This window comes from Paenibacillus sp. FSL R7-0163 (assembly GCF_037969975.1).
Taxonomy (GTDB): Bacteria; Bacillota; Bacilli; order Paenibacillales; family Paenibacillaceae; genus Paenibacillus_AQ; species Paenibacillus_AQ odorifer.
The window spans coordinates 4,178,848-4,196,890 of record NZ_CP150224.1 but is presented as its reverse complement, the minus strand read 5'-3'; the positions used below and the strand labels follow the sequence as shown (position 1 = coordinate 4,196,890).

14 protein-coding genes and 4 pseudogenes are annotated in these 18,043 nt (G+C 45.5%); 11 read left to right on the top strand and 7 right to left on the bottom strand.

What is annotated here, in order from left to right; genetic code table 11:
• Nucleotides 1-92: 92 nt before the first annotated feature.
• The 3 genes from serC to NST45_RS18705 all read left to right on the top strand — a co-directional run bounded on the left by serC (nucleotide 93) and on the right by NST45_RS18705 (nucleotide 2,151).
• Entirely contained in the window at nucleotides 93-1,181 is a 1,089-nt protein-coding gene (gene serC, locus NST45_RS18715) for a 3-phosphoserine/phosphohydroxythreonine transaminase (RefSeq protein WP_038569561.1), read from the top strand.
• A gap of 124 nt (nucleotides 1,182-1,305) precedes the next feature.
• Complete coding sequence (gene trmL / locus NST45_RS18710; protein WP_036684439.1) at nucleotides 1,306-1,770, top strand: tRNA (uridine(34)/cytosine(34)/5-carboxymethylaminomethyluridine(34)-2'-O)-methyltransferase TrmL; 465 nt, start codon at nucleotides 1,306-1,308, stop codon at nucleotides 1,768-1,770.
• A gap of 126 nt (nucleotides 1,771-1,896) precedes the next feature.
• On the top strand, nucleotides 1,897-2,151 hold the full coding sequence (locus NST45_RS18705; RefSeq protein ID WP_036684437.1) for an AbrB/MazE/SpoVT family DNA-binding domain-containing protein: 255 nt from the start codon (nucleotides 1,897-1,899) through the stop codon (nucleotides 2,149-2,151).
• A 346-nt stretch (nucleotides 2,152-2,497) separates the two neighbouring features.
• On the opposite strand, the gene NST45_RS18700 is transcribed toward NST45_RS18705, so the two are convergent.
• Both NST45_RS18700 and NST45_RS18695 read right to left on the bottom strand, forming a co-directional pair.
• A complete protein-coding gene (locus NST45_RS18700; protein ID WP_339823487.1) occupies nucleotides 2,498-3,562 on the bottom strand; it encodes a phosphodiester glycosidase family protein in 1,065 nt (354 codons plus the stop codon).
• Nucleotides 3,559-3,966, bottom strand: a complete 408-nt coding sequence (locus NST45_RS18695) for a hypothetical protein (protein WP_036684435.1) — start codon at nucleotides 3,964-3,966, stop codon at nucleotides 3,559-3,561. Before NST45_RS18695 ends, NST45_RS18700 begins: the two co-directional genes overlap by 4 nt.
• A gap of 284 nt (nucleotides 3,967-4,250) precedes the next feature.
• Here NST45_RS18695 and NST45_RS18690 point away from each other — a divergent pair, with 284 nt between their 5' ends.
• On the top strand, nucleotides 4,251-4,907 hold the full coding sequence (locus tag NST45_RS18690) for a response regulator transcription factor (RefSeq protein WP_036684433.1): 657 nt from the start codon (nucleotides 4,251-4,253) through the stop codon (nucleotides 4,905-4,907).
• A gap of 144 nt (nucleotides 4,908-5,051) precedes the next feature.
• Entirely contained in the window at nucleotides 5,052-6,269 is a 1,218-nt protein-coding gene (locus tag NST45_RS18685; RefSeq protein ID WP_036684431.1) for a PLP-dependent aminotransferase family protein, read from the top strand.
• Nucleotides 6,270-7,347: 1,078 nt separating this feature from the next.
• Here the strand turns inward: NST45_RS18685 and NST45_RS18680 are convergent.
• Both NST45_RS18680 and NST45_RS18675 read right to left on the bottom strand, forming a co-directional pair.
• Nucleotides 7,348-7,542 (bottom strand): annotated as a pseudogene (locus NST45_RS18680) (DUF2161 family putative PD-(D/E)XK-type phosphodiesterase); the annotation flags it as partial.
• A gap of 251 nt (nucleotides 7,543-7,793) precedes the next feature.
• Nucleotides 7,794-8,320: pseudogene (locus NST45_RS18675) on the bottom strand (DUF2161 family putative PD-(D/E)XK-type phosphodiesterase); the annotation flags it as partial.
• 194 nt (nucleotides 8,321-8,514) lie between these two features.
• Here NST45_RS18675 and NST45_RS18670 point away from each other — a divergent pair.
• The 4 genes and pseudogenes from NST45_RS18670 to NST45_RS18655 all read left to right on the top strand — a co-directional run bounded on the left by NST45_RS18670 (nucleotide 8,515) and on the right by NST45_RS18655 (nucleotide 12,668).
• Nucleotides 8,515-10,408, top strand: a pseudogene (locus tag NST45_RS18670) (PrkA family serine protein kinase).
• Between the two features lie 579 nt (nucleotides 10,409-10,987).
• Complete coding sequence (locus NST45_RS18665) at nucleotides 10,988-11,365, top strand: AraC family transcriptional regulator (protein ID WP_339823484.1); 378 nt, start codon at nucleotides 10,988-10,990, stop codon at nucleotides 11,363-11,365.
• Nucleotides 11,362-11,883: an effector binding domain-containing protein gene (locus tag NST45_RS18660; RefSeq protein ID WP_339823481.1), complete on the top strand. Its 522-nt coding sequence runs from the start codon at nucleotides 11,362-11,364 to the stop codon at nucleotides 11,881-11,883. Before NST45_RS18665 ends, NST45_RS18660 begins: the two co-directional genes overlap by 4 nt.
• Before the next feature lie 344 nt (nucleotides 11,884-12,227).
• The gene (locus NST45_RS18655) at nucleotides 12,228-12,668 is read left to right on the top strand and encodes a GNAT family N-acetyltransferase (protein ID WP_038569566.1); all 441 of its coding nucleotides are present in this window, start codon (nucleotides 12,228-12,230) and stop codon (nucleotides 12,666-12,668) included.
• 61 nt (nucleotides 12,669-12,729) lie between these two features.
• Here NST45_RS18655 and NST45_RS18650 read toward each other — a convergent pair.
• Nucleotides 12,730-14,116 (bottom strand): annotated as a pseudogene (locus NST45_RS18650) (SpoVR family protein).
• 359 nt (nucleotides 14,117-14,475) lie between these two features.
• Between NST45_RS18650 and NST45_RS18645 the strand changes: the two are divergent.
• Both NST45_RS18645 and NST45_RS18640 read left to right on the top strand, forming a co-directional pair.
• Complete coding sequence (locus tag NST45_RS18645; RefSeq protein ID WP_036683594.1) at nucleotides 14,476-14,793, top strand: transposase; 318 nt, start codon at nucleotides 14,476-14,478, stop codon at nucleotides 14,791-14,793.
• Nucleotides 14,742-15,668 carry an IS3 family transposase gene (locus tag NST45_RS18640; RefSeq protein WP_339826202.1) on the top strand — a complete coding sequence of 309 codons (927 nt, stop codon included), beginning with the start codon at nucleotides 14,742-14,744 and terminating at the stop codon, nucleotides 15,666-15,668. The genes NST45_RS18645 and NST45_RS18640 overlap by 52 nt, the downstream gene beginning before the upstream one ends.
• Nucleotides 15,669-16,048: 380 nt before the next feature.
• Here NST45_RS18640 and NST45_RS18635 read toward each other — a convergent pair whose 3' ends face one another.
• Nucleotides 16,049-17,062, bottom strand: coding sequence for a bifunctional glycosyltransferase family 2/GtrA family protein (locus NST45_RS18635; RefSeq protein ID WP_036684419.1), 1,014 nt, complete (start codon nucleotides 17,060-17,062; stop codon nucleotides 16,049-16,051).
• Complete coding sequence (locus NST45_RS18630; protein ID WP_036684417.1) at nucleotides 17,059-18,030, bottom strand: phosphodiester glycosidase family protein; 972 nt, start codon at nucleotides 18,028-18,030, stop codon at nucleotides 17,059-17,061. Before NST45_RS18630 ends, NST45_RS18635 begins: the two co-directional genes overlap by 4 nt.
• Nucleotides 18,031-18,043: the final 13 nt, after the last annotated feature.

Below are 18,043 nucleotides of genomic sequence, written 5' to 3'. Positions count from 1 at the left end.
TTTTATGTGAATAATTATACTTGCTGGTGCGGGAGAATATTGCTATCATAACCATATCCATATTGATAGGAGAGAAAGGGTGGGGAGCAGTTTTGAATAAGAGAGCATACAATTTTAATGCCGGACCGGCAGCATTGCCGCTTACGGTACTGGAACGCGCACAAGCGGAGTTTGTTGATTTCCGGGAAAGTGGAATGTCTATCATGGAGATGTCGCACCGTGGTGCAATTTACGAATCCGTGCATAATGAAGCGCAGGAACGTCTGCTTTCGCTCCTCGGCAATCCGAAGGGCTATAAGGTATTGTTCGTACAAGGCGGAGCAAGCACACAGTTTGCAATGATCCCTATGAACTTGGTTTCCGAAGGCCAAGTAGGTAGCTATGTAATGACAGGTAGCTGGGCAGATAAAGCTTATAAAGAAGCCAAATTGGTAGGAGGCGCTCATGTTGCTGCTTCTTCCGAAGATAAGAAATTCTTGGCTATACCTGAATTAAGTTCGATCAAAGCTGCGGAGAATGCTGCTTACCTTCATGTTACTTCCAACGAGACCATTGAAGGAACGCAATATGCAGAATTTCCGGATGCAGGCTCGATTCCGTTAATCGCGGATATGTCTAGTGATATACTTTGCCGTCCAATCGATGTGAACCAATTCGGAATGATCTATGCCGGAGCACAAAAGAACCTTGGACCTTCAGGCGTGACTGTAGTTATCGCGAAAGAAGAATTGCTTGCAGAATCACCTTCTAACATTCCTACGATCATGCGTTACAGCACTCATTATAAGAATAACTCTCTTTACAATACACCTCCATCTTTCTCTGTATATATGGTGAACGAAGTATTAAAATGGATTGAGGAGCAAGGCGGCTTAGCTGGCATCCATTCCAAGAACCTTGAAAAATCGGGTCTGTTATATGATCACATCGATGGAAGTGACGGTTTCTACCGTGGCGTTGCAGAACAAGGCAGCCGCTCTATTATGAACGTTACCTTCCGGATGCAATCAGAAGAACTCGAAAAGCAGTTTGTCAAAGCTGCTGAACTGGAAGGTTTTGTCGGCTTAAAGGGTCACCGCAGTGTTGGGGGCTTGCGTGCTTCCATCTACAATGCTGTTCCTTACGAAAGTGTAAAAGCACTGTCCGATTTCATGAACCATTTCCGGCAAACTCAAGGTTAATGAATTCTATCTATAACCTTCCGCCTTCTTGGTGGAAGGTTTTCAGTTTGTTTGGAGAAGCTATGGTTAGGCACTAGAGTAAAACATCTGGCTATTAAGCCTTTAGAGAGGAAGGAACCATATAATGGCACTCCATATCGTATTAGTCGAGCCGGAAATTCCGGCCAATACTGGCAACATTGCGCGTACTTGCGCCGCTACAGGCACTCATCTTCACTTGGTTCGTCCACTCGGATTCCGTACAGACGATGCTACATTAAAAAGAGCAGGATTAGACTATTGGCATGCTGTTACTATTGAATATCACGACTCCTTTGCTGAGGTTTTGGAGAAATATAACGAGGGGCGTTTCTTTTACGCAACGACGAAAGCAGAGAAAAGATACAGTGACTTTGAGTTCCAAGATGGCGATTTTTTTGTTTTTGGCAAGGAAACGAAGGGGCTTTCTGCAGAGATTCTAGAAGCAGGTAAAGAAACAAAAATGCGCATGCCAATGAGTGATGCTGTGAGATCTCTGAATTTATCCAATTCGGCAGCTATTATTGTGTACGAGGCGCTTCGACAATTGGATTTTCCTAATCTTATTTAAAAAAAGACAAATTTTTTATTTTTTTCAGCAGGATTCGACAATTAGGTAACGAAATATATTGAAAGAGCCGAAATAAGTAGTAGCTACTAAATAATTTTTCTTGAACAGGAGAGGTGTACGTTAGTTATGAAACCTGCTGGTGTAGTTCGCAAAGTGGATCAGTTGGGTAGAATTGTTCTGCCTAAGTCCCTGCGTAAAAGGTATCAGATGAATGAAGGCGACCCGGTTGAAATTTTGGTACAGGGTGACCATATCATCTTGGAGCGTTACCGTCCAAAATGTGTTTTCTGTGGATCAATGGATGGTGTAAGCGAATATAAAGATCGTTATATTTGTTCTGCATGCCTTTCGGAAATGACTCAATTGCCAAGACATGCCTAAGAAGTACATATTTTGAATTTTGACAGCCAAGAGCTTATAAAAAAACTGTCCTCTTCGTAGAACTCTTCTACTTGGGGGCAGTTTTTTTATGTATACGAAAAATGCCCCCGCACCAAGTGGGTGCAGGGACATATCGGCTTTATAGGCCTTTTGTTTTGTCGTCGTTGTAAGATGAGGTAAGGATGCCGACCGTAAATAACACAAATACGAACATTACGATCCAAAAGGTTAATGAGAACGACATACTGGCACCTCCAATAGCGAATGTATTCGTTATCAAGATTATAACCTGCAATTTAATAAAAATAAACGCAAATGTGATATGTTACATAGACAATTTACTATATTATTTAAAAAACAGGAAATTCGTTGGCACAGCTCTTAGATTTCCATCGGATGGTTTATTGATAACTCTTCCGTTAAAGATCAATGAGGAAGAGCCACCACCATCTAAATTATAAGCATCTACGAGGCCCATATTCGATAATTTGTTCTGAATCTCCTCCAGCTGTGCACCAGAGCTGCCATACTCATTATATCCATCTGCTACAAAAAGCAGGATCTGATCATCTTTATATTTGCCGATCACGGTACGTGGTGCCCGATTAGGGGATGTTTTCCACTTTTCGGGTATGGGTGTTTTAATGTTGTTTTTAAGGAGGACAGGCACAAAGGTGGCGCCGAATACCGGATCTAGCTGATCTAATTGTGCGCGACTGTAGAATTTCCCGCCGATTAATTGCCCGGATTTGTTCAGCCCAACAAAACTTAGGTCCTTGTACGTTGGCTCAAAACCGTATAAATACTTTCCATCCACTACAGTTGTGCTTAAGGGATAACGTTTTCCGGATTGATCTGCAAAGCCGCCCGCATTAATACCAGCAATGGCACCATTACGCTGTACGGCATGCATAGTAGTTTCCGCACCGGAGGCTGTCTCCGCCAAGCTCATCTTCATAGCGGTCGGGTCCTTCAATTTGATTTTCAACGCATAAGCTTTGTAGTTTCCTGGATTCAATCGATATAACTCAACTCTTATACGGTCGCTGGTAACAATCTCTGAAGGTATACCAAGCTTGGCTGAAATCCTGCGGTTATAGATCAGTTCAGGCCGGTTCGCCTGAGTCTTTGCTGTTTCGACCAGCTTATTCATCGTAGTGGTAGTCTCTTTATATAGCTTGGCACTAGCGCTGACAGCATCAATGGTGTAAGCTGCGGAGGCCTCTGCCAGAGTCAGCTCTTTTTTTAAGGAAGCTGTTTCATTCACTGGCCCAGCGCTTGGTATGAATTGTCCTACATCAAGGTCTAGCTGTAGCGGTGGTCGATACCACGACATACATATAAACAAGCCTATGAACGGTGCAGTTAGAAGCATGAAGAAGCGATTTACTCTTTTGACTGGCGTCATCATTTGATCAGATCCATTTCTTTCTTCAAAGCTTCTAACTGTTTGCTTACCTCACTCAATTGCGTATATAGCTTGTTGCTGTTATCTGTCTTGGCACTAGCATTATCTTTAGTGAAGGTTAATAGTTCGTTAAAGCTTTGCACTGTATTCTGCAATTCCTTCACTTCTTCAGAGAGAACGGCAATTTTTGCTTCATAGTCGGTCTTTAAAACGGTAAGCTGCTGCTGGCTCTGAGTACTAAGTTCGGTTAGCACTTGTTGCTTCAGATGGTTCGTGTAGCTGTATACAGCATATACGCCGAGTCCGATCATCATAATCCAGAACAGTAAAAACCATTTTACGGAAGGGCCGTTTCTCGCAGTAGTAGAGCGCGAGCGTACCGGGGACGTTTCCGCTAGCGGTTGCATTTTATCACCTCGGGTTGGTCTTTTTTTCAAGTCCCCATTCTATCAGACTTTGACAAGATTCGCAAAAATGTAAGAGAGTATGAAAACTAGAAAAAGTAATTGCATCCTATTAAACTACTGCGATACAATTTCTATAGATTGGAATTCTGATAGACGTACACAAGGTAACCAGCTAGAGATTATACAGACAAGTCATCATACAGCCTTGCTTGCGTTTTAACCGGAAACGCTGCGGCGCTTTCCTTTCTAGATGATTATATATAGAGCAGGGGGTCAGGGCATTAATGATGAAGGTTTGGCAGGTGGTCATTGTGGGGTGTCATCCTACAAGTATGCTGGGGACAAAATTGATTTTGGAAGAGGAAGAGGGGCTTAAGGTTCTGGGAATGTATTCCACTTGGGACGAAGGCGCTACCATCGTAAGGGAAAAAAATCCCGAGCTAGTGCTAGTAGATTATCATATGCCTGAGGGGAATATTGAGAGTGTGCTGTTAAATATGAAAAAAAGCTCACCAAACTCACATTTTGTCGTGATGACAGACGAAGACGGGCGAGAACTGCTTCAGCCCCTCGTAGAACTAGGAGCCAGCGGGATATTCTCGAAGGGAGCTTCTCCCCGTCAGCTTTTACAGCTGATCCTGGGTTTACGGGAGGGTTTTCTTTCAATGCCCTTGGAATGGATTGAAAAAGGAGCTTGGCCGATTTCGACATTTAAAGGATTAGATGATGTTTTGCAACTGACGGAGACAGAGATGTTTATCATGGAGCGAATCGTTCAAGGGATTACCTACGATAAAATTGCGCTTGAAATTGCGGTAAGCCGCCGGTCCATTGATAATTATTTGCGCAAAATCTATGTAAAGCTCGATGTTTCGACCCGGGCACAAGCGATTGAGAAATTCGCGCTCTTCTCAAGACAAAACAGGCAAATCTACGCCTAACCCACGCTTTACGACATAATGACGTATGGGGTGGAATATTCTTGGAGTAGAAGTAAGAATATCATGTTGAATGGGTAACCATCCCATCCTTGGATGAGGATGACGAAGCCGTTTCTACTTGGTAAAAGGGAAGGGGGATTTCGCATGATTTACGAATTTTCTGCTCGCGCACACACATTGTTGTCGTCATCGCTTCTTAGTATCCGCACCCAAACACGGAGAAGCTCCATGATATCGCTAGCTGAAGAATTACCAGCGGAAGAACTATTCCCATTGTCACTGCTTGCTGAAGCAGCATCTACGGTGATTTCAGCAGATGCGGGAGCACTGCAATATGGTGATCCTGCCGGGTACGGACCCCTTCGGGAGTGGCTTGCTGGGGATTGGCTTAAAGAAAAAGGGGTAAATGTTGTTGAGGGTGGAGTTCTGCTAACAACGGGTAGCCAGCAAGCCATTGATTTGTTGTCGCGGGTGTATATTGATCCAGGAGATCGTGTATTAGTAGAAAATCCGACCTCTCCAGGATTTTTGCAGACTCTTCGGATGCAGGGGGCCGTTATTATTCCCGTACAGGGTGATTTGGACGGGCTTGATCCGGAGCATTTGCGGAGCCAGATCGAGCTGCATAAGCCGAAAATGCTGTTCGCAACCCCTAGCTTTACCAATCCAAGCGGCATTTTATGGAGTTTGGAGAGACGCCGCGCAGTATTGGATTTATGTATCGCATATAACATCTTGATTGTGGAAGATGATTCTTATGGGGATTTGCACTTCCAGAAGCAGGGTGAACACAAGGCCAAAAGATATCCGTCTTTGTATGCACTGGAAAATATCAGCGATGGCGGACATGTGCTTTATATCGGTTCGTTCAGCAAGACCGTTGCGCCCGCGCTGCGGACGGGCTGGGCGGCAGGCAGCCGAGTCTTGATCAGAATGATGTCTGCGGCTAAGCAGATGGCCGATTGGCAGTCGAGCGCATTAAATCAGCGGCTGCTGCATCATTTATTGGATGTGTCTGCGTTTGATCTGCGTGAGCATATCGCGCAGCTGAATCGAGAGTATAACACCCGTCTGAAGCTTATGGTAGAACTGCTAAAGCGGCCTGCTTGGAAGGGCAGCTCCTATGATCTGCCGTCAGGAGGCATGTTCCTGTGGGTCGCACCACCAGAGGGAATGGATGTTATGGCGTTGCTCAAATGTGCGCTTGGTAAGGGAGTGGCTTTTTTGCCAGGTCCGTTATGTAGTGTAGATGGAGTCAGCAATCATCTTCGCCTTAACTTCAGCCATCCCGGCCGGGATGAGCTGCTGCTTGGCATGAACCTGATGAGCGAAGCGGTTAAGGAGTTCACGGCACGGAGTTAGGTAGTGGAATGAAAGTTGGGAGTGAAATGATTGAAATGATGAAAACACAAGACACTCTTAGAGCTAAAACACGGACAGAATTACAAGTCGGGCAAGACGAAGTGCGTGATGTGAGATTAATTAGGGAAATCCTCCCTAAAACTGGTCGATCTGAACTCTAAAATGGACTGTTTAGGGAATTTCTCCCTAAAAAATCAAGGGATGCCCCGTTTTAGGGGTAAATCTGGCGAAAATCAGGGAGTAATTCCCTAAAATGCGGTTTTTAGCGTGTGAATCGAAGAATATTAGGGAGGATTTCCCTAATAACTTAGTGTGCCTTTTTCGGAATGGTGTTTTTAAAGCTTATTTTGCTTTGAATGATTTAGTATTAGTGGATGTTGAATGTAGCATAGGGGTTCTAATGTGAATAAATCAGCAAGAGTAGCATGTTTAAGCAAGAGTAGAGAAAATAGTAATTAATAAATAGCGCTCGTATTCGAAGATTGTAAATAAGTTAGTTAAGTACAGTCAAGTAGAGCTGGATGAGGTACGCAGAGATATGAACGTGGTAAGAGTGAAATGCAAACGTGGTATGAATGAGTTACTAATGTGATGAGAGTGATTTACGAACGTGGGAAAAGCGAGTTACGCACGCGGTAAGAATGAAATACGAATGTGGTACGTATGAGATAGAGCGTGGTACGAACGAGATTCTAGTATGTTAAGAATGCAGTCTGAATGTGATACGTATGAGATACTCATGAGATATGTGTGAAATAAGACATGATACGGATGAGATACTAGTGTATTAAAAATGTAATCTAAATGTGATATGAGTATAGTAAGAGCGTGGTACGCACCAGATACTAATGTGTTATGTGTAAGATAAGAACATGGAATGTACAGAGATAAGATTCAAATAAGATTAGACATACGAAAAAGCATCCCGTAGTTGGGATGCTTTTTGGCGTTATTTAATATGTTATGTGTGCATCAGAATAATAAGTTTAAAGTCTGAGTAAATGATTAGAACCGAGGTAAAAGATTAGAACCCGACTAAAAGAGGTGCTCGATTGATGTACTGTCCAGGTTAGGTTAGCTAATTACTGGGATGATTGCTGTTATTGGGTACGCCGCTTGTTATCGCGGCATATTCAACCAGCGCCGCATGACCGGCTGGGGTTAGGGTATAACGCCCACGGCTTACCCGGTGAAACCAGCCGTAGTAGTTGTTCTGAAGCATAGCGGCGGCGGTGGGTACGCCGCTACGCTTCCGCAGCTCGGCCGGAGTGATGCCGGCTGAGCGGGGAGCGCTTCCTGCGGCCAATACGGCCGCTGGAAGCGTGCTTGAGGCAGCGCTAGGGGCACCGCTTCGCGTGCCTGCCGCCGCTGCCTCCCGTGCTGCCGCGTCCCCGGCAGCACGGCTCTCCGGCGCTGAGCTCAGCGCCGGAACCTGTTCAGCGGTGCCCGCCGCTGAACGTTTGCAGCTGCGAGCGAAGCCTTCGCAGCTGCCTTCTCCGCAGCGACGGCGGCGTCCGCCTCCGCTGCTTGCAGAGAAAGCGCGACACGCAGCGCTTTCTCACGGTAAGCCGTCACGAGCTTGACGCGCGTGCTGCCGCCGGTGTTGTAGTCTCCGCTGCGCTCGCGGAACTCATAGAGCAGGCGCTCGCGCCGCCGCTTGTTGCTGCGCTGCGCAGGCGGCTTCTCGTCTGGCTCTACAAGCACCTCGACCAGCGGTGCTTTGGTCTTATAAAAGATAACGGTGATCAACCCAAGACCGAGCCGGCGGCATAACCCGCTAAGCTCGCCCCAGCGCTGGTTCACCGCACCTTTTTTATCACGGACACGTTCCACTGCGAGATAGACGGTGGGACTGAGCTTCAACCGTTCTATCCCTTGCAGCAGCAAGGCGAGATTGAATGATTTTTTCATCTCCACGATCAGAGGATGCTCAACGTCCTCCCGAATCCCCACCAAATCGCAGGTCCGGACCTCACCTTTGATGCTGTAACCCTGCTTTTCAAAAAAATCTTCAAAGGAGCATACAGCTCCGTTTCATGTCGTACCGCCATCTTGTCACTCCCGTAAGCCTTTATTTTCGGGTTTCTCAATAAGGTTTTACAGCCATTTTCTGATTCTCTATTATAGCACAGTAAAAAAGAGGTCAACTATTCCGCGCTTGCCGCATAGGTATGTAATACACTTTTTAACGCTATAGGAGAGCAAGTAGAAGAGCAAGTAGGAGCGCAAGAGGAGGCAGCGAGCAATGGACATTTTTGAGCGTATAGCTTCGTATCGGGCTGAGAACGACCGGTTGGCGTGGAGCGGCACCTTCAAGCAGTATATAGAACTGTTGAGAAAAGACCCCTCTCCCGCAAAAACCGCTCACTCCCGCGTTTATGACATGATTAAGTCGCACGGCGTAGAGGACATAAACGGACGCAAACGGTATAAGTTTTTTGAACAGGAGATTTTTGGACTTGATCGTGCAGTCGAAAAGTTGGTCGAGGAATATTTTCACTCTGCAGCACGTCGGCTTGATGTTCGCAAACGGATTTTGTTATTGATGGGACCTGTCAGTGGGGGAAATCGACCCTGGTCACGCTGCTTAAACGTGGTTTGGAACAGTACTCGCGGACAGATGCGGGTGCGGTATACGCAATAGAAGGCTGCCCGATGCATGAGGACCCGCTGCATTTGATCCCGCTGGAGCTCCGTCCGGAGATTGAGAAGGAACTTGGTGTACGTATTGAGGGCAACTTGTGCCCATCCTGCCAGATGCGTCTAAGAAATGATTATGCTGGTGACATTGAGCAGGTTAAGGTGACGCGTGTTATTTTGTCAGAAGAAGAGCGGGTAGGGATTGGTACCTTTAGTCCCTCTGATCCGAAGTCTCAGGATATCGCTGATTTGACAGGAAGTATTGATTTTTCGACCATTACTGAATTTGGTTCGGAATCTGATCCACGCGCTTACCGTTTTGATGGGGAGTTGAACAAGGCTAACGTGGGCTGATGGAATTTCAGGAAATGCTCAAATGCGACGAAAAGTTTTTATGGAACCTGCTGTCACTGACGCAAGAAGGCAATTTCAAGGCTGGCCGCTTCGCGTTGATAAGTGCGGACGAAATGATAATTGCTCATACAAATGAAACCGAGTATAAGTCGTTTATTTCTAATAAAAAGAATGAAGCGCTCCAGTCCCGTATGATTGTTATGCCTGTTCCGTATAACCTCAGAGTTTCGGAAGAGGAAAAAATCTACGCGAAGCTGATCGCCCAGAGTGATATGAGTCATGTGCATATTGCGCCACATGCGCTGCGTGCCGCCGCTATTTTTTCCATCCTAACCCGTCTTAAAGAAAGCAAAAAACAAGGTATGGATCTGATCAAAAAGCTGCGGATGTACGATGGTGAAGAGGTCGAGGGCTATAAAAGATACCGATCTTAAGGAGATGCAAACGGAGTATTTAGATGAGGGCATGTCCGGAATTGATCCACGTTATGTTATCAACCGCATTTCCAGCGCTCTGATCAAAGGAGATCTGCAGTGCATGAACGCACTGGATGTCCTGCGGGCGATAAAGGATACCTGGATCAGCATCCATCGATTACAAAAGAGGAGCGGGAGCGTTATCTGAACTTCATCTCCATTGCCCGCAAGGAATATGATATTTTAGCGAAAAGCGAAGTACAAAAGGCATTTGTCTACTCCTTTGAGGAATCTGCGAAGACACTTTTTGAGAATTATCTAGATAATATCGAAGCCTTCTGCAATTGGTCGAAAATTCGTGATCCGCTGACGGATGAGGAAATGGAGCCGGATGAGCGGTTAATGCGTTCGATTGAAGAGCAAATTGGTATCTCTGAGAATGCAAAAAAAGCGTTCCGTGAAGAGATCCTGATCCGGATTTCCGCGTATTCACGCAAAGGGAAGAAATTCGAGTACAACAACCACGACCGCCTGCGGGAAGCGATTGAGAAAAAGCTGTTCACAGACCTCAAAGATATCGTCAAAATCACCACCTCGTCCAAAACACCTGATGAAAGTCAGCTCAAACGAATCAATGAGGTATGCGCCAGACTTATTGATGGACATCACTACTGCCCAATCTGCGCCAACGAGCTGCTGAAATACGTGGGAAGTCTGCTAAACCGTTAAAAAGAGTTCATTTATGCGGGGTGTTCCAAAAGCCATGAAAATGGCTGTGGAGCACTCTTTTTTTGTCCTTCCATGTTTTATCTGCCTCCTTTTACCCTCCTAATGTTGATCTAAACGCCGCCACCCATCTGACTAATTTGGCTGTTGTGCGTAGGAAGTTGCTAAAGGACACAGGAGACCCTAAACGTAGATTTTGAGCATCTTTAGCAGGCTATTGGACCCTATGGTCGCTATTAGCAGGAAAAACCTAAATATGAGCCGTTTTTTGAGTAATAGCTGCACTGGAGTCCGAAACTCCGCTCAAAAGGCGATATTTTGGAAAATAACGTCATCTGGGTCCTTTAGTCAGTCGTAGGGAGCAACTGAAGTGTAAGTAGGTTACGTGAATCCAGCGTTGTCTACTTCGAGGCTTACCCAAAATGATGGCGTTTCAAGAATACGCAGAGTTGTGATCCTTCTGTAAATGGAGGGGCTCGCTGCTCTGTTTTTTTATACAGGCAATAATGCAGCTCAGCAAAACAGGAACAGTCCATCTCATGCGCAGTTGATATAATGAAATCACCGTACGGGGGAAGGCTGGTGCTGCACTTGAATTACAGTAAAGATATAGAAAAATGTGTTGAATATATAGAAGCTCATATCAAAGAAAATATAACGGTGGAAGAAATAGCGACTGAGGTCGGATATTCGGTGTATCATTTTTGCCGAGTGTTCAGCTTGTGCAAGGAAATGTCTGTGATGGAATATGTGAGGAGCCGAAAATTATCCTTAGCCTCAATTGAATTATTTGCTGGAAAAAAGATCATTGATATTGCGCTGGACTATGGTTTTGAAACACAAAGTGGCTTTACAAAGCTTTTCGCAAAACCTTTGGTTATAGTCCGACACAATATGCGGCGCGGATGGATGGGTTTAGTAAAGGAAATTCAATATTTGATATCGGAGGTTATATTATGAATCCTGTTTTTGTTCGTAAGCCTGCTTTTAAGGTGGCTGGTTATGGTATCCAAACTAATGTTGCGGGTAGTATGTACACTAAGGATATTGCTTCTTTTTGGAGCCATTATGAGGGTGAAAACCTGGAGTCCAAAATGTATAAAATACTAAACCCGCCTAAACACGGAGAAGTTGGTTTATGTATTCCGTCTTCAGATAACGGCAATGCCACCTATCTTCTGGGTGTTATTGTTGAGGACTACTCCAAGGTAGAAGCTGATATGTTGACGATGGATGTGCCAGAAGCCGAATATGCCGTGTTTACAACACCTCCAGTGGATACTTCAACGGATACAGAGCAAATACAGTTTGCCCAAGTCATAAAAAGCAGCTGGAAGTACATCTTCGAAGAATGGTTAAGGATAGTGGTTACGTTTATGACGAGACTAAACTGGATTTTGAGTTTTACGATGAACGCTGCCATTCGCGGTACCAGATACAGTGATGGAGATTTACGTTCCTGTGAAAAAGTTGACTGAATAGTCGATAAGGGCAAATACCGCTCGGTGATAATTGTAATTTCTGAAATGTTTGGACTTTATGTCGCTGACAAAGGCAAACGCTACGCGCCTACATTTTTAAACTTCCTTACGTTACGTTCACCTGGGCATTTGCCATGTGCAGTTATTAAGTCGATATGAGGGTGTCGATGAAGGTCCGCAGCGTGTTACCGCTGGCTTCTTTTTTAGGAATTCCCATATGGGAAACGTAGATACCTTGGAGGAGTTATACATCGAAATTAATATGTTTGACGAGTATGATCTTCCGTAGTTTAATAGAGTCAATTAGTAGGGTAACTCGAAAATAACGGAGAGTGAAGCAGATGATTAGAGAAGCGAGAGCTGATGACTGGAAAGACATAGAGGAATTATTAGAACAGTTGGGATATCCGAATACAGAAATGTTCATGCAAGAAAAAATAGAAAAGCTAATCCTACATCCGGATGAGGAATTATTGGTTTTTGAGGAAGATGATAAAGTGGTAGCTTGTATTTCCATGCATTACATACCCCAATTAGGTCTGGTAGGAGAGACTGCAATTATAAGTTATCTTGTGGTGAGTAATGCCATTAGGAGCAAAGGAATTGGACGTAAGCTTGAGGAGTATTGCGCTGAATTAGCTAGAAAAAGAAACTGTGATAACATTCAGGTTCATTGTCATTCCAGAAGAACTGAAGCGCATAGATTTTATGCTCGGCAAGGGTTTGTTGAGGCTCCAAAATATTTCTCGAAGTCATTAAAAGAATCTGAATCCACATTTTAGTCATAGCAAAAAGCGGCAGACCAGGGTGTTAATACCCGTTTAGGTCTGCCGCTTTTTAATTCTAAATAAACTTCCGCTGCACCTTTTTGCCATCGTATGAAAAACGCGCCTTTTTGTCTTCCACAACCGTCTGTAGATGAACCGTCCGCCCCCATAAAGAGTAGATGTGAGGGAGTGTGCGCTCCAGGTACTTCAGATCCAGCTCGATGCTTTCATAGCGATGAGTTATAAATAATTCACCATTCTTCTCGAAGTCTGCATCCTCAATGACCAAGTAAGGAGACCCCCCATTGACCCGGGCGAGCACCAGTTGATCGCGTACATTTTCCCATGCTTTATCGGTGATTTTCCATTCGCCTTTTTTCTCAAAAACATAAAGATCGAGGTCGTTCACCAATTCCTTAGATAGATAGCTGCGGATAAAAGAGGTATCGGATTCCAGCTCACGTACTTCAAAGATTTTCTCGCGGTCCCAGCAGCGTTCGATGTCTTCAAAGATTTTCAGCCCCAGATAGTAAGGATTCAGGCTTTGCCGTGAGGGCTGCACGACGGATGAATTCAGTTTTGCGTATTCCACTGTTTCCTCTTCGGTCAGATCTAGTTCGCGAACGATGCGCTGATGCCAGTAGGAAGCCCAGCCTTCGTTCATGATCTTTGTTTCCATCTGCACCAGAAGTAGAGCATTTCATCATGGAGCATCGTCATAATGTCACGTTGCCAATCCTCCAAAACAGTGGAATATTGCTGAATGAACCAGACCATATCTTTTTCTGGCTCTGGGGGAAAGCACGATTTCCAGAGGGTGCTTCCTGCGGACCGGTAGTGCTTTTATCTAGATTCCATAATTCGTCATAAGGATTGGATGATTTCGAGCCACCTGGAGGGGCATCTTTGAGCTCCTTCATCTTAGCTTCCAGCAGGTGAGTTTTGCCCAGCTTGCGTGGTTGGATCAGACTGGGGTCTATATGCTCCTGGATAGCCAGCACTGAATCGATGAAGCTCTCCACAGCATCAGTTCCGTAGGTTACAGAATAACCGGCAATCCGATCTGCTGTAGCTGACATACTCTCGACCATATCTCGGTTGGACATGGAGAAACGCATATTATTTTTGAAAAAATCACAGTGCGCTAGCACGTGGGCAACAATCAGCTTATTCTGAATCAGTGAATTTCCATCCAGCAGGAAGGCATAACAAGGGTTGGAGTTAATAACGAGCTCGTATATTTTGCTCAGTCCGAAATCGTATTGGGATTTCATTTTATGAAAGGTTTTTCCAAAACTCCAGTGTCCAAATCGTGTAGGCATTCCATAAGCGCCGAATGTATAAATGATATCTGCGGGGCATATTTCATAACGCATGGGATAAAAATCTAAACCGAAGCCAGTGGCTATTTCCGTAATCTCGGCAATTGCCCGCTCTAGCGCATTAATTTCTTCGCTTGGCATGAATCTTTCTCTCCCTCCAGCTTGGGCTTATGCTGCAACCTATTCTGACAAGGCTGCAAAGGTTCCGCGACAACGTCCGGGACTGTTCCATTTATATATATGGGAGAGTAGATGAGTGTATGACGTTCTGAATTTCTGAGCAAAGATAATGTGATTTTGCATACATTATTGGAAGGACGCACTAGCTTTTTTTGTATGCGATTCTATCAACGGTACCCTTCTCGGTGAATTCGGACTCAGATGACGTTATTTGCAAATTTCCAGCCTTTTGAACAGGGTTTCGGACCCCATGAAGCTAGAATAAAAAGTGGACAGTAGTTAACAGACTGGCGATAATGAGTCCACGGAGGTGTGTTCACATGGGAGAACATCGACAACGGTATAACGAAGAATTTAAAAAACAGACAGTGCAGTTCATTCAAGAGCAAACAAAGACAGTGGGCGACTTGGCGGAAGAGCTCAACATCCCAAAAAGTACCCTGCATCAATGGATGAGTCAGTATCGAGAACTAAAGAATGAACCGGCAGCTAGCGTGGATCGAGTACGGGAACTCGAGGCACAGTTGAAAGAAATGAGCCGTCAACTTCAAGAAAAAGATAACAAGATTGCTGATGTGGAAGAGGAATTAGCGATCGTAAAAAAAGCAGTGCACATCTTCAGCAAACCAAGGAACTGAGATTCCAGTTTATTGAAAAACATCGCTCCGAGTTTCTCTTGGAGAAGATGTGCATGACCCTACATGTGTCACGGAGCGGGTACTACAAGTGGCGGACAGAAAAAAACAGTACGCATATGCTTCGTAAGGCTGCGATAATGAAGCGAATTCAGTATCATTTTGCAGACCATCAAAAGCGGTATGGGAGTCCGAAGATCACCCGCCTGCTACATCAAGAAGGTTATACCGTTACCGAACGCACGGTGAGTGTGTACATGCGACATATGAAGCTTCGCTCCATTGTCTCCAAAACGTATCGCGTACAGACCACCGACTCCAATCATGACCATCCGATTGCCCCGAATACGCTGAACCAGCAATTTAAAATACTCAAACCCAATTCAGTATGGGTTACCGACATTACGTACATTCCTTGCCGGGGAGGGCGCTTGTACCTGGCTAGTGTGATGGACCTTTGCACGCGTGAAATCGTGGGGTGGCGCTTGGAGGACCATATGGAAACTAGCTTAATTTCGGGCGCCTTACAAGATGCTTACGAAGCTAAACAACCGGAAAAGGGTCTATTACATCACTCCGATAGAGGTTCTCAATATACTTCTCATGAATATACGAAGCAGTTGAAAGCGTATGGCATGGAGTCCAGCATGAGCCGCAGAGGTAACTGTTATGATAACGCCTGTATCGAGTCGTGGCACAGCATTTTGAAAAAGGAGCTCATTTATTGTAATCCACGATTCAAAACTAAGGAGCAAGCCTACCAGACACTTTTTCAATATATTGAGTTTTATTATAACCGCAAGCGAATGCATGGCGCGCTGGGGTATCTTTCTCCAGTTCGTTTTGCTGAGCAATTGACTAGAATGTCTATTGCGTGACTGTCCACTTTCTTGACAGAGGTCCACCACAGACGCTATCCCACAGAAAGAGGCTCATATGTGGTGTCTTTCTTACCAATAGCGGCTATGGGGTCCGTTAGCATACCAAAAGTGGAATAATACTGCGATTAGTGTCATCTGTGTCCGATAGGCGCCCAATAGGTGCCCAATAGATGCTCCATATGTGTTCGAGAAACAGTTCCATAGATGCCCGATAGAAGCTCCATATGTGTTCGAAAAGTATTCCATAAGTGTTCGAAAAATACCCCACAAACGTCCAATTAGTGCTTCACAAATTCCCGATAGCTTACCAAACAAGCATAGGCGGTCGAGAGAACGTAACCTTCCCCAGAGTTCATAAACCCTCAGTACACAAACCCTCAATACACAAACCTCCGTTGCGCCCAATAGCTGAATAAGAAGATTGAAGCCTCGGTCAGTAGCTTGGCGGCGACAAGCGGAATAATCAGCTTTTCATTATAGAAATAGAGTAGCCCATAGTTGAACAACAACACGAGGATCACTAGCGCAAAATATTTGGGAAGCGACGCCTGAATCTTGGAGCGTTTGCTGCCCGTGAAGACATATTTTCGATTCATAGAATAGTTGAAGACAGAACTGCACAATCTCGCGGCCGCGACGGACAGGAATAGGTTATGGCTGAGACTCTGGAACAGGAATAAGAGTGTGAAGTCGAGCAGGGCAGACAGCAGCGAAGAAGTGCTGAACATTAGTATCGGCAGGTAAATCCGGAAGGAGTCCATCAGAGGCCGGAAATGGGATGATTTATTATCGTCCAGATAGACGGTATCGATGTACTCTTCCGTAATGGTGTACCCCTCTTTATGGGCGGTCAGCAGCATGTTCATTTCATATTCAAACCGTTCACCGGGAATATGGCATAGCCAATCAAGCATTGATATGGGGTAGCCGCGCAAGCCAGTCTGTGTATCATAAATCTTAGTGCCTGTAGTTAAGGAAAAGACCGTCCGGGTTACCGAGTTGCCGAAGCGGCTGCGCAGTGGAATGCTTCCGGTGAAACGGCGGCTGCCGAGTACGATTCCCGGGGTAGTCTGGTTCCGCAGAGATTCAACAATTCGGCTAATATCATAAGGCAGATGTTGGCCGTCGCTATCCGCGCAGACTACATAGTCCGGCATCCCAACCTCCTGAATATACTGGAACCCTGTCTTCAGAGCATGTCCTTTTCCGAGGTTGACTTCATGGGTTAGGACAGTGCAGCCGAATGCTTCGGCCATATCGAAGATTCCACGGTAGTGCGGGCCGCTGCCGTCATCCACAAGAACAATAGGTTCAAGCTGGAAATTATGCAGCTGTAAAATCAAATCGAGCAGTCGTTCATCTGGCTCATAGGCTGGGATCAGTATAGTCATGATGTTGCACCCTCCTTGATATAAAGAATGTCGCTGACGCCCCGCTCCTTGTTTTTGCCCTGCGGATTATTTACGACCCGTCCCATGAAGTACATAGTGGATGAACCACCGCCGTCCAGATTGTAGGCTTCTGTGGCGCCAAGGTCGGACATTACATCGGCTAGCTCAGTAAGGGTCATCCCACGGCTGTACCCTTCATTGCGCCCGTCAACTACGACAAACACATAATGGTTTGGTGCGATCATACCAACTGCGGTGCGGGGATTCGCATTCTGGATGGAATGGTTGCCGAAGTTGGTATCGATTTTGACATTGCTGAAACTACTGGCAATCTCCCCGTCCTGAATCAGAATCGGACCAAAGGAAAGGGTATCGGTGGCCCCTTGCGCCAGCAGTTCAGAGGAAGAAATCTCTTCCTCGTTATAGGTTTGCATTGTCCCATCATCGAACAGCGCCATTGCATCCCGCACAGGATCATCACGATACACCGTGCCGTTACGGATAATCACTCCGTCATTGCGGAAGCCATAGTAATCCCCGTTGATGGCAAATATCGCATTGTTCGCGGAAGCAATGTCCGAGGTATCCTCAGTGATGTTTGTTCCAAAGCTGTTGTCGGCAAAGGCAGTGCGCAGGCTGCTCGCTTCCTTGAGGACGACATCAGCGACAAAATAAGTGATTTGGTCTGATCCGGAACCGGTCTGCACTTGATCGACCTGGATCTGAATATCATCGCTGGAGTAATTCCAGTCATCAGAGGTTGCATTAACTTCGGCAGCTGTAACGGCTGTAGCTCCTGAGCTGCTAGTTGTAGCTGCATCATCCGCAACCACGACTTCGACATGTTCGATTAAGTAACGATCTGCCAGACTATATATCACTGTGCCGAGAAGCAGGAGGACAATGATCATGACGATCAGCAGTTTTCGTTTGAAGCTCCAGGCTTGTTTACTTCTCTTGTTCAACATTGAAGCATCACCT

Coding starts and splice junctions, on each gene's coding strand:
- trmL (WP_036684439.1), top strand. CDS start 1,306: ATGGCACTCCATATCGTATTAGTCGAGCCGGAAATTCCGGCCAATACT.
- NST45_RS18705 (WP_036684437.1), top strand. CDS start 1,897: ATGAAACCTGCTGGTGTAGTTCGCAAAGTGGATCAGTTGGGTAGAATT.
- NST45_RS18700 (WP_339823487.1), bottom strand. CDS start 3,562: ATGATGACGCCAGTCAAAAGAGTAAATCGCTTCTTCATGCTTCTAACT.
- NST45_RS18695 (WP_036684435.1), bottom strand. CDS start 3,966: ATGCAACCGCTAGCGGAAACGTCCCCGGTACGCTCGCGCTCTACTACT.
- NST45_RS18690 (WP_036684433.1), top strand. CDS start 4,251: ATGATGAAGGTTTGGCAGGTGGTCATTGTGGGGTGTCATCCTACAAGT.
- NST45_RS18685 (WP_036684431.1), top strand. CDS start 5,052: ATGATTTACGAATTTTCTGCTCGCGCACACACATTGTTGTCGTCATCG.
- NST45_RS18660 (WP_339823481.1), top strand. CDS start 11,362: ATGAATCCTGTTTTTGTTCGTAAGCCTGCTTTTAAGGTGGCTGGTTAT.
- NST45_RS18655 (WP_038569566.1), top strand. CDS start 12,228: ATGATTAGAGAAGCGAGAGCTGATGACTGGAAAGACATAGAGGAATTA.
- NST45_RS18645 (WP_036683594.1), top strand. CDS start 14,476: ATGGGAGAACATCGACAACGGTATAACGAAGAATTTAAAAAACAGACA.
- NST45_RS18635 (WP_036684419.1), bottom strand. CDS start 17,062: ATGACTATACTGATCCCAGCCTATGAGCCAGATGAACGACTGCTCGAT.
- NST45_RS18630 (WP_036684417.1), bottom strand. CDS start 18,030: ATGTTGAACAAGAGAAGTAAACAAGCCTGGAGCTTCAAACGAAAACTG.